Origin of the sequence: Halorubrum tibetense (assembly GCF_042661865.1) — an archaeon.
Lineage (GTDB): Archaea > Halobacteriota > Halobacteria > Halobacteriales > Haloferacaceae > Halorubrum > Halorubrum tibetense.
Genome location: NZ_JBHSWW010000144.1, coordinates 1 through 10,333, shown reverse-complemented (window position 1 = coordinate 10,333; position 10,333 = coordinate 1). Strand labels below are relative to the sequence as shown.

Genomic DNA, 10,333 nt, shown 5'->3' with positions numbered 1-10,333 from the left:
CACAACGCGGTCGCCCGGTTCGTCGCCAACGCGGGAACCGAGGTGGGGTTCGCGTGACCCGGCTCGACCGCTCGCGCCAGTCGTTCGTCGAGCTCGCCACGGACGCCGATAGACCCGTCGTCGTCCGTGCTGCCGCGGCGCTCGACCCGGAGACGACGCCGCTGACCGCCTACGCGACGCTCGTCGGGGGGAGCGACTACGGGTTCCTCCTCGAATCGGGACAGAAGGTGGCCTCGAGCGACCCGGACGGCGCGTTCACCGCCGGCGGGAAGGCGGACAAACACGCCCGGTACTCGTTCGTCGGGTACGACCCTGAGGCGGTCGTCTCGGTCCATCCGGATCGGACGGACGTGACACGGCTCGGGCCAGCGGCCGACCTGATAGCGGGAGTCGACGGGAGCGGAAACGGGGACGTCGTCGACCGGATCCGCACGGCGTTCCCGGACGTGACGCGCCGTGGGTTCCCCGAGACGGACCGACAGATCCTCTCCGGCGGGTTCGTCGGCTTCCTCGCGTACGAGGCGGTGTACGACCTCTGGTTGGCGGAGGTGGGAATCGACCGACCCGAGACCGAGTTCCCCGATGCCGAGTTCCTGTTGACGACGCGGACGGTCGTCTTCGACGAGGTGGACGGGAGCGTCGAACTCGTCTTCACGCCCGTGATCGGCGAGGACGACGATCCTGGGGCGGTGTACGACGAGCTCGCGGCCGAGGCCGAGCGGGTTGCCAGCGCGCTCGCCGACGCCGACCCGCCGGACCCCGACGGGATCCGGGTACGTGAGGAGACGGCCGACCCGCAGGCGGCCTACGAGGACGCGGTACGGACGGCCAAACGGCACGTCCTCGACGGCGACATCTATCAGGGCGTGATCTCACGGAGCCGCCGGCTCCGCGGGGACGTCGATCCGCTCGGACTGTACGCGGCGCTCCGCGACGTCAACCCCTCGCCGTACATGTACGTGTTAAAACACGACGACCGGAGCATCGTGGGGGCGAGCCCGGAGACGCTGGTCTCGGTGAAGGACGACCGGGTCGTCTCGAACCCGATCGCGGGCACCTGTCCCCGCGGGACGAGCCCCGTCGAGGACCGCCGGTTGGCCGGCGAGATGCTCGCGGACGGGAAGGAGCGTGCCGAGCACACGATGCTCGTCGACCTCGCGCGCAACGACGTTAGGCGAGTGTCCGCTCCGGGGACGGTCCGCGTCGAGGAGTTCATGAACGTGTTGAAGTACAGCCACGTCCAGCACATCGAGTCCACCGTGACCGGCACGCTGGCGGCGGACGCCGACCCCTTCGACGCGACGCGGGCGGCGTTTCCCGCCGGAACGCTCACCGGCGCGCCGAAAGTGCGCGCGATGGAGATCATCGACGACCTGGAGACGACGCCGCGGGAGGCGTACGGCGGCGGCGTCGGCTACTACTCGTGGACCGGCGACGCGGACTTCGCCATCGTCATCCGAACAGCCACGATCCGCGAAGGTGTCGGCGACCGAGCCGAGGACGAGCTGACGGTTCGGGCGGGTGCGGGCCTCGTCGCCGACTCGGACCCAACTGCGGAGTACGAGGAGACCGAACAGAAGATGGAGGGCGTCCTCGCTGCCGTCGACCGGATCAGGGAGTCGGCGTCGGACGGAGCAGAGATCGGTGGTGTCGGCCGATGAAGGTCGTGATCGTCGATAACTTCGACTCGTTCACGTACAACCTCGTCGAGTACGTCTCCGAGTTGTCGCTCGACGGCGAGAACGGCGGGATAGGAACCGATAGCGACGGCCTCGCGGGGGAACCGATCGACATCGCCGTCCACAAGAACACCGTGTCGCTGGAGACTATCGAGGCCGAATCCCCGGACGCGGTGATCATCAGTCCCGGGCCGGGACACCCGAAGAACCGGCGGGACGTCGGGGTGACCGCACCGGTCCTGCGGGAGCTCTCGCCGACGGTCCCGACGCTCGGGGTCTGTCTGGGGCTGGAGGCGGCGGTCCACGAGTACGGTGGGACCGTCGGCCACGCACCGGAGCCGATCCACGGCAAGGCGTTTCCGGTCGACCACGACGGGGAGGGGGTGTTCACGGGGCTCGAGCAGGGGTTCCGAGCGGGACGGTACCATTCGCTCGTCGCGACCGAGGTGCCGGACGTCCTCGACGTGACCGCGACGACGGACCACGACGGCGAGTCCGTCGTCATGGGGGTTCGGCACCGTGAACACCCGATCGAGGCCGTTCAGTTCCACCCGGAGAGCGTTCTCACTGCCGTCGGCCACGACGTGATCCGGAACTTCCTCTCGTCGGTCGAGTCGGGAGCCGCTCCTGGATCGCCGACTCGGTGACCGGCCGACAGCCGGTTGATCGGCCGATCGCGCTGTGAGTGCCCGCTTCCGACGTCGATCACGTCGCGTCGCGCGACGCCAATCCGACGAGGTGGCCGACTTCGGGGAGGATCAGCTCCTCGACGCCGAGTCGAACCGCGTTCTCCGACCCCGGGAGACAACAGACGACCGTCCCGTCCGCGATCCCGCCGGTCGCCCGCGACCCCACCGTTCGCGTGCCGACCTCGTCGTAGGAGAGGCGTCGGAACAGCTCGCCGAACCCGGGAAGCCGCTTCTCGAAGAGCGGGCGGACTGCCTCCGGTGTGACGTCGTCGGGTGTCACCCCCGTTCCGCCGGTCGTGACGATGACGTCCGTGTCCTCGCGACGGGCGAGCCGGTCGACGGTCCCTTGCACCCCGTCAAAGTCGTCGTCGACGAGCTCGCGGACCACGACGTCGTGGCCGACCGACTCGAACAGCTCCACGACCCGATCGCCAGAGACGTCGTCCTCCAGCGACCGGGAGGTGGAGACCGTCACGACCGCGGCGGTGACCGTCCCGGCGTCGTGATGGTGGTGGCCGTGATCGTCGTGGTGCTCGTCGTCGCTTTCGGTAGTGTGGCCGTGATCGTCGCCCTCGTCGTGATCGTGGTCGCTCATGAACCCCCGTTCGGCCGCGTTCAACAAAACAGGAGGCGTTTTCCACCGCCGGTCGTTCGGACCTACGGCCGGTCGGACCTACGGCCGACCGTTCCTCCTACGGCCAATCGTCCCGACTCGATTCGGCAGGTTCGTCCGCCTGATCGGGCGTAGTAAGCGTCCATCCCGCGGCCTCCGCAGCGTCCTCGACGTGGAGGAACTCCCAGCCCGTCGCCTCCGCGACCGTCTCGTCCTCCTTATCGATGCCGACGAAGACGTGCCGATCGGTGTCGAACTGCCCCCGGATGTTTTCCAAGCTCTCCTCGACGCCGCGTGGCCCCGAGAAGAAGTCCTGCCGCACGCGGTGTTTTCGGGTGAAGTTGGTGACGACGTACGTGGGCTTCTCGCTGACGACGCCGACGTACTCGGTCCACTGCCGGGCGCTGTTGAACACGGCGTTGGGGTCGGCGAGCGTCTTCAACGCGTCCAGCTCGAACGCCAGCGTCATGTCGCTTGATCCACCGCTATCCATACACGACGGTTCCACGCGACGGGCGAAAACAACTTCGTTTCGTCCGAAGCGGCACCGGGCGACTCAGCGGGCTCGGACCACGTAGTAGTCGGTGAACTTCACGACGTCCCCGTCGTCGAGACCGCCCGGCTCCGGGGCCGTCCAGGGTCGTCCCGCCAGCTCGATGATCGCCGCTTGCGCGTCCTCGCCGAGCTCGTCGTAATGCCGGACTCGCGCGTCGGACGGGACGGTGCCGGTACGCCGAAGTCGCATCCGTCGGCCCTGTTCTCGGAGTGGCATATGATACCAAACAACACGATCGATCATAAACGTTGCGGCAGCGACATCCGAAACACATGCGGGACCACCCCCTACCGTGACCGGGGCGCCTCACGGTTCGCCGCCGTCCCGCCGCGGCAGCGTCACGCTGACGACGCTTCCGCGGGGCTCAGCGTCCCGTACAGTCGCCGACCCCCCGGACTGCTGGAGCACCCAGTACACCATCCACAGCCCCAGTCCGCTCCCGTGATACAGCGCGTCGACGGCCTGTCCGGTCTCCAACACGTCACGGTCCATCCCGGTAAGTCCGGGCCCGTCGTCCGTGATCCGGACCTCCACGGACCCGTCGTGAACCGCGACGGCGACTTCCACGGCCGGTTCGTCGCCATCGTGGTGGATCACTGCGTTCCGGATCAATTCCGCGATGGCCCGGTCGATCCAGTCGGTCGCGGACACGACCACTTCCTCGTCGGGGAGCGCGGTCGATACCCGCGCCGCGGGGAACTCCGACCCCATGGCCTCCGCGAGTCGTTCGGCCATGGTGACGATCTCGACGGGACCCGTATCCGGCGGGTCGCTCAGCACCTCGGTGATGTGATGGGCCTTCTCACTCGTCGTCAACAGCTCGTTCGCCCGGGAGACGATCGCGTCCGCGGCCGACTCGGGCGCAGTCGATCCCGTCGCGTGGTCCGAGCCGTCACCGTCGGATTCCACTTCGGCCCGTCCGCCCGATTCGGCGATCTGCTCAGCTCGACCCCGGATCACCGTCAGCGCGTTTCGCAGGTTGTGCTGGAGCACGCGGTCCACGACCCGGAGCTGTCGGGCCCGGTTCTCGCTATCCGTCACGTCCCTGAGAACGCCGACGACACCGCCGACACCCTCGTCGTTGCCCGCGTCGAGCGGGTAGTATCGCACGTCGAACGTACGCGTCCCGCGTTCGGGGTGCGTCCGTGTCGTCCGGTACTCGACGGACCGACCACGTAGTGCCCGATTCACGTTCCGCTTCACCTCCGGGAACTGTTCTTCGTCGATCACTTCGGCGAGCGAGAGCCCATTCACGTCCTCCGCATCGATCCCGTGATACGACCGGTACCGACGGTTCGCGAACAGGAACCGCCCGTCACGATCGACTGCGGCGATGAGGTCGGTCGCGCCGTCGACGGCACGCTCGAACTGTTCCAGCTCGGTCTCCCGAGCCTTCATTTCGGAAACGTCACGGCAGATCGCGAACGTTCCGACGAACTCCCCGTCCGCGTCGTAGTAGGGGTATCGCCGAGTGCTGAACGTCGCCTCCCGGCCGCTCCGCTCGAACGTCGGCGACGTCTCGTACGCCACGGGGTCCTCCGTCTCTAGCACCTCCTGTCGCCGCGCCTCGATGAACGCCGCGGTCTCCGGGCCCATGAACGCGAACTCGTCGGTTCCGTACAGGTCTTCCCGGGGGATCCCCGCGAACTCGCTCACCGCCTCGTTGAGTAGTTCGAACTCCCCGTCGAGGTTCTGGAGGAGGATCGGGTCGTCGAGCTGCTCGACGATGTCGCGATACTGCTTGAGCCGACCCTCGGTGGCTTTGCGTTCCGTCACGTCCGTCTGGATCGCGACGTATCGGGAGACTTCGCCCTCGTCGTCGAGCACTGGAGCGATAGTCTGGTGAGCGTGGTACTGCTCGCCGTTCTTCCGGCGGTCGATGATCTCCTCTTCCCACACTTCCCCGTCGCTTATCGTCTCCCACAGCGAGGAAAAGTAGGCCTCGGGCATCTCGCCGGAGTTGAGTATCGCCGGCGTCCGCCCGATCGCCTCCTCGGCATCGTAGCCGGTGTGTTCCGAGAACGCCGGATTGACGTACTCGATCGTCCCGTCCGTATCCGTGACGTATATCGCGTGTCCGGCGTGTTCGACGAGGTTCCGGAACGTTTCGAGGGCTCGTGGCTCGCCGTCGACCACGCCGTCACGGAACACGCCGGTGTACACGACGGCCCCGTCGATCCGGTGTTCGTGGAATCGGACAGAAAAGCGCATCCGGCTACCGTCCGCCCGGGTTATGGGGAACACGAGGTCGTCGAGATGCGTGAGACACGACACCTCCTCGAGGCGGCCACGGAGCGACCGGACTCGCGGCCCGTCGTCGTCGGGGAGCAGCTGCCCGATCGGGCGTCCGACGAGCTCCTCGGGAGCGTATCCCAGCGTCGTCTCGACTGCCGGGCTCGCGTAGGCGACGACTCCATCGTCGTCGATCGAGATCACCGGGTCCGAACAACCCGTCCTCCGTCGGAGCCGAGACGTCGTCCGGGGTCTTATGTGCCATATGTTAGACAACGACGCGGCCGAGCGATGAAAAGCTCGCGGTCGGCGCGCCCAAGCTGTCCCGTGCTACCACTCTGTCGTCACTCCCGGGCTGTCACTGCTCGGTCGTTGCCGCGAGGTCGTCGACCTCGAACCCGGGCTCCATCAACAGCTCCGTCTGTCCCCGCACGTCGCGCCCCTCGCGCATCAGCCGTTTGAACGCGGACTGCGGGGAGAGGTCACCGATCAACACGCCGCCCACGACCCGCCCGTCCTTCAGCGCGACCCGCCGCCACTCGCCGTCCCCGGTCGTCGCCTCGACGGAGTCGTCGCCGAGGGTCGGGTGCCCGAAAGAGAGGAACGGGAAGTCGAAGTGAGTGATCGAGTACGACGACACCCACTCGAACCGCTCGCTCTCGTAGTCGATCATGTTGCGTGCGGCGATCGTTCCCTGCTCTTTTGCCGACCCCCACGCGCCGTTTTGCGCCTGTTCGCCAAGGATGACGTCGTAAAACCGCGTGATGTCGCCGGCTGCGAACACGTTTTCGACGTTCGTCCGCATGTACTCGTCGACGACGATCCCGTCGTCCACTTCGATCGGCGTCCCCTCGACGATCTCGGTGTTCAGGTCGAGCCCGATCGCGACACCCGCGAAATCACACTCGTAGCGCTCGCCGTTCGGATCGACAGCGGCCTCGACGTGGCCGTCCTCGTTGACCTCGAAATGGTCAACGCCGGAGTCGAAGACGGGTTCGACACCCCGCTCGCGCATCGCCTCGTGCATGATCTCTGCGCCCTCGTTCGAGAGGGCGTAGCGCCACCAAGAGTCCCCGCGCATCAGGTATTTCGCTTCGACGTCCTGTTCGCCGCAGATCGCCGCGAAGTCGATGCCGAGCAGCCCCGCGCCGACGATGACGCCCCGGTCCGCGCCCTCGACGCTCTCTTTGATCTTCCGGGCGTCCTGGAACGTCCAGAAGTGGTGGATCCCGTCGGCGTCCGCGTTCTCGACGGGGAGCTGTTGGGGGGTCCCGCCGATCGCTAACAACAGCTTGTCGTAGCCGAACGTCTCCCCGTCGTGGGTTCGGATCTCGTCGTTCTCGACATCGATGTCGACGACGACGGTGTCGAGCCGGAGGTCGACGTCGTGGTCGTCGTACCAGGACTCGTCGTGGATCGAGATCGGTGCTTCAGGGAGCTTCCCCTTCGCGTACTCCTTGATCAGGATCCGGTTGTAGAGGGACTCACCCTCGTCCGTGATGACCGTGATCTCGGCGTCCGGCGCTTCCTGGCGGAGGGTCTCGGCCGCGGACGCCCCCGCGATCCCGTCACCGATGATCACGTACGAATCGCTCATGATCGGCCGTTCGGATTCGGGGGTAAAGTGGGTTGTCATCCGTCTCCCCGTTCGTGATAGAACCGCATAGACGGAGTTTAGGGGCCCTTATACAGTCGTTTTCATAGCGAATGGAGAGTATAAAAGGCGATTCATCCACGTGGGCGACCTGCGCCGCTTCCGTCTCGGCTCCGTCGGCGTGACGCCACAGATTCAAGGTCGTTCACGCCCAATTCGTCGTATGAAGATCCGGCAGAACATCCGTCACTGGGCCGCGAAGAAGGCGTTGACGACGCCGGTCGTCGGCGACGTCGCCAACGACAAACTCGTCGACCTCCACACGAGCATCTTCCTCAACAAGGCGGACGAGTCGCGCCGGGAGGAGCGGCGCGAGCACCTCGACGACTTCTTCGACGCGACGATGGACACGTACGTCGCCGCGCTCGAAGCCGGGTTCCCGGAAGCGAAGGCCCGCGAGATCACCCATATCCAGGCCAACTTCGACTTCTTCAACCACGGGTGGACCGAGATGATGGAGATCCCGGCCGACGAGTTGGAAGAGCACTTCCGCCGGTACGAGGGGTTCTTCACGGACCACGGGATCACGATCGACGACCCGCTCGGGGCGTTCCTGCCGGTCGAGGGCGTCGCGAACGCGCCGGAAACCCCCGACCGACTCGCGGAACCGGAGTACGAGAACGCGCTCGCCGGCTTCGCCGACGACGTGTACGTCGAGACGGATGACGGCGAGACCGTCGTCGGCGGGGACGGGACGGAGCCGGAGGAGGTCGACCCCGCAGCCGCGCCGGGGCTCGACGAGGACGAAGCCAGCGCCTGAACGACGAAACCAGGACTTGAGCGACGAAGCCAAGACTTGAGCGACGAAGCCAGGACTCGAGCGAGGATCCCGGCTGTTGAGAGACGACCCGGCTCCTGAACTCCCGGAAGTCGACGTCGTCGGAGTGTCTACTTTTATCACGGGCGGGGGCGATCGGCCGGTATGAATCGCGGTCAGTCGTTCCTCCTCCTGTTGATCGCGGCGGTCGCGGTCCTCTCGCTTCTGATCGTCTTCCCGTTCATCGAATACGTCATCGCCGCGGTCATCCTCGCATACGTCCTCTTTCCGTTCCACGAGTTCCTCGCAGAGCGGCTCGAGCCGTTAGCGGAGGGCCACGGCCCGATAACGGGTCGAGCGGTCGAGATGGCCTCCGCGGTGACGCTGATACTCGGGTCGCTGGTCGCCGTGATCCTCCCGCTCGTGTACATCTCGTTCGTGTTTATCGAGGACCTCACCGCGATCGCGACTGGTGAGAGCGATATCGACGTGGCAGCGATCGAAGCGCGCGTCGTCGAACTCACCGGCGAGGAGTTCGACATCGAAGGGTGGCTCGTGACGACGGGAGACGTGCTCCTCGACACCCTGTTCGGCGGGTTGAGCGGCGTGCTCACGAGCGTTCTCCGTGCCTCGCTCGGCTTGGTGCTCGCGCTCTTTTTGGTGTACTACGCGCTGATGGACGGCCCCGGATTCGTCGCGTGGCTCCGGTCGATGATACCGCTTCCCGCCGATGTCACCGACGACCTTTTCGAGAAAGTGGACGCCACCACCCGCGGCGTCGTGATCGGCCACATCTCCGTTGCGCTGTTACAGGCGATCATCGCCGGCCTCGGGCTCTGGGCCGTCGGGATCCCGAACGTCGTCTTCTGGACGTTCGTGATGGCTATTCTCGCACTGTTACCGCTCATCGGCGCGTTCCTCGTTTGGGGGCCGGCCGCGGCGTATCTCGTCGTGATCGACGAGGTGACCGCCGGGATCCTGCTGGCGGCCTACGGACTCGCCGTCGTCTCGATGGTGGACAACTACGCCCGACCGATCGTCATCGACCAGCAGGCCCACCTTAACCCCGGGGTCATCCTCGTCGGCGTGTTCGGCGGGATCTACTCCATCGGCTACACCGGACTCTTCGTCGGCCCCATCGTCATCGGCGTCCTCGCCGCGACGCTGGAGACGTTTCGAGAGGATTACGACGCGATCTGAGCGGTTTCGGTGCCGGTGTGATCCCTTGACGCGGTTACCTCGACTCCGCGTTCGTCCCCCACGACCACCCATCCGGCTCGGGCGGGGGCGTCCCATCGAGGGCCGCCTCGCCGGCCGCGACCCCGGCGGCGACGCGCGCGCCGATCGCGGTTCCGAATCGATCGGCTTCGCTCCCCGGACCCGCATACGCGATCCGGCCGAACCCCGCATCGCTGAGGTCGACCGGGATCGGCCAGTCTCCCCGGGCCTCGTCCCTCGTCGAGCCGCTCCGAGGGACGACCGCAGCGCACGGGTCGGTCGCGACCCGGACGGACCGGACGGACTCCCGTGAGAACGACGGGAACCGATCCGACAGCGCGGCGAGCCACGACGCCCGAACCCCCTCGTCGCTCACACGCTCGTCGTCACCCCCTCTGCTACCGACTCCCCGACCGACGAGGTACAGCAGGTGATCGCCGCCGTACCGGGTCGGCGGGACTGCGTTCGTGTGTTCGACGAGCGTCCCGAACGGGGCGTCGCCGTCGGGGATGAGCCGCCACACGTCGGTCACCGGGTCGGTCGTCGTCACGAGCGCGCAGGTCCGCGCCAGCGGGTCGACCCCGACGGTCGTCCCGATGACCCGTTCAAGCTCTCTCGGGCCTGTCGCGAGAACGACTCCGTCGGCTTCGAGCTGTCGGGTTCTCGCGTCGTCGGTGACGGAGACGGTCACCGGGGAACCGCCGTCAACGGAAGCGGAGTCGCCGTCAACGGAAGCGGGGTCGCCGTCAACGGAAGCGGGGTCGCCGTCCACGGAAGCGGGGTCGCCGTCCACGGAAGCAGGGTCGCCGTCCACGGAGCCGAGGCCGGCGTCGTCGAAGGCGGAGTCGTCGCTCGCGGCGGGAGTGTCGACGTCCACGACGCGGACGTTCCGGCGGATCCGCCCGTCGCCGATCGTCTCGATGAGCGCCTCCACG

The 10,333-nt window shown here is 66.9% G+C and carries 9 protein-coding genes and 1 pseudogene; 4 read left to right on the top strand and 6 right to left on the bottom strand.

The features are described from left to right. Positions 1-53 precede the first annotated feature (53 nt). Together trpE and trpG are read left to right on the top strand one after the other, a co-directional pair. The gene (trpE, locus tag ACFQEU_RS10075; protein WP_379781740.1) at positions 54-1,661 is read left to right on the top strand and encodes an anthranilate synthase component I; all 1,608 of its coding nucleotides are present in this window, start codon (positions 54-56) and stop codon (positions 1,659-1,661) included. Then, complete coding sequence (gene trpG, locus ACFQEU_RS10070) at positions 1,658-2,326, top strand: anthranilate synthase component II (RefSeq protein WP_379781736.1); 669 nt, start codon at positions 1,658-1,660, stop codon at positions 2,324-2,326. The genes trpE and trpG overlap by 4 nt, the downstream gene beginning before the upstream one ends. 58 nt (positions 2,327-2,384) lie before the next feature. On the opposite strand, the gene ACFQEU_RS10065 is transcribed toward trpG, so the two are convergent. From ACFQEU_RS10065 to ACFQEU_RS10045, 5 genes are all read right to left on the bottom strand, one after another. After that, complete coding sequence (locus ACFQEU_RS10065) at positions 2,385-2,963, bottom strand: MogA/MoaB family molybdenum cofactor biosynthesis protein (protein ID WP_379781734.1); 579 nt, start codon at positions 2,961-2,963, stop codon at positions 2,385-2,387. Positions 2,964-3,060: 97 nt separating this feature from the next. Continuing rightward, positions 3,061-3,474: a DUF7124 domain-containing protein gene (locus tag ACFQEU_RS10060; protein WP_379781732.1), complete on the bottom strand. Its 414-nt coding sequence runs from the start codon at positions 3,472-3,474 to the stop codon at positions 3,061-3,063. A 63-nt stretch (positions 3,475-3,537) separates the two neighbouring features. Continuing rightward, on the bottom strand, positions 3,538-3,753 hold the full coding sequence (locus ACFQEU_RS10055; RefSeq protein ID WP_379781730.1) for a DUF7979 domain-containing protein: 216 nt from the start codon (positions 3,751-3,753) through the stop codon (positions 3,538-3,540). A 90-nt stretch (positions 3,754-3,843) separates the two neighbouring features. Then, a complete protein-coding gene (locus tag ACFQEU_RS10050) occupies positions 3,844-6,036 on the bottom strand; it encodes a PAS domain S-box protein (RefSeq protein WP_379781738.1) in 2,193 nt (730 codons plus the stop codon). 91 nt (positions 6,037-6,127) lie between these two features. Further along, a complete protein-coding gene (locus ACFQEU_RS10045) occupies positions 6,128-7,366 on the bottom strand; it encodes an NAD(P)/FAD-dependent oxidoreductase (RefSeq protein ID WP_379781727.1) in 1,239 nt (412 codons plus the stop codon). 220 nt (positions 7,367-7,586) lie between these two features. Here ACFQEU_RS10045 and ACFQEU_RS10040 point away from each other — a divergent pair, with 220 nt between their 5' ends. Further along, a complete protein-coding gene (locus tag ACFQEU_RS10040) occupies positions 7,587-8,183 on the top strand; it encodes a DUF6149 family protein (RefSeq protein WP_379781725.1) in 597 nt (198 codons plus the stop codon). A gap of 162 nt (positions 8,184-8,345) precedes the next feature. Next, complete coding sequence (locus ACFQEU_RS10035) at positions 8,346-9,380, top strand: AI-2E family transporter (RefSeq protein WP_379781723.1); 1,035 nt, start codon at positions 8,346-8,348, stop codon at positions 9,378-9,380. A 34-nt stretch (positions 9,381-9,414) separates the two neighbouring features. On the opposite strand, the pseudogene ACFQEU_RS10030 reads toward ACFQEU_RS10035, so the two are convergent. Then, positions 9,415-10,333 (bottom strand): annotated as a pseudogene (locus ACFQEU_RS10030) (hypothetical protein); the annotation flags it as partial.

Coding starts and splice junctions, on each gene's coding strand:
- trpG (WP_379781736.1), top strand. CDS start 1,658: ATGAAGGTCGTGATCGTCGATAACTTCGACTCGTTCACGTACAACCTC.
- ACFQEU_RS10065 (WP_379781734.1), bottom strand. CDS start 2,963: ATGAGCGACCACGATCACGACGAGGGCGACGATCACGGCCACACTACC.
- ACFQEU_RS10060 (WP_379781732.1), bottom strand. CDS start 3,474: ATGGATAGCGGTGGATCAAGCGACATGACGCTGGCGTTCGAGCTGGAC.
- ACFQEU_RS10055 (WP_379781730.1), bottom strand. CDS start 3,753: ATGCCACTCCGAGAACAGGGCCGACGGATGCGACTTCGGCGTACCGGC.
- ACFQEU_RS10045 (WP_379781727.1), bottom strand. CDS start 7,366: ATGAGCGATTCGTACGTGATCATCGGTGACGGGATCGCGGGGGCGTCC.
- ACFQEU_RS10040 (WP_379781725.1), top strand. CDS start 7,587: ATGAAGATCCGGCAGAACATCCGTCACTGGGCCGCGAAGAAGGCGTTG.
- ACFQEU_RS10035 (WP_379781723.1), top strand. CDS start 8,346: ATGAATCGCGGTCAGTCGTTCCTCCTCCTGTTGATCGCGGCGGTCGCG.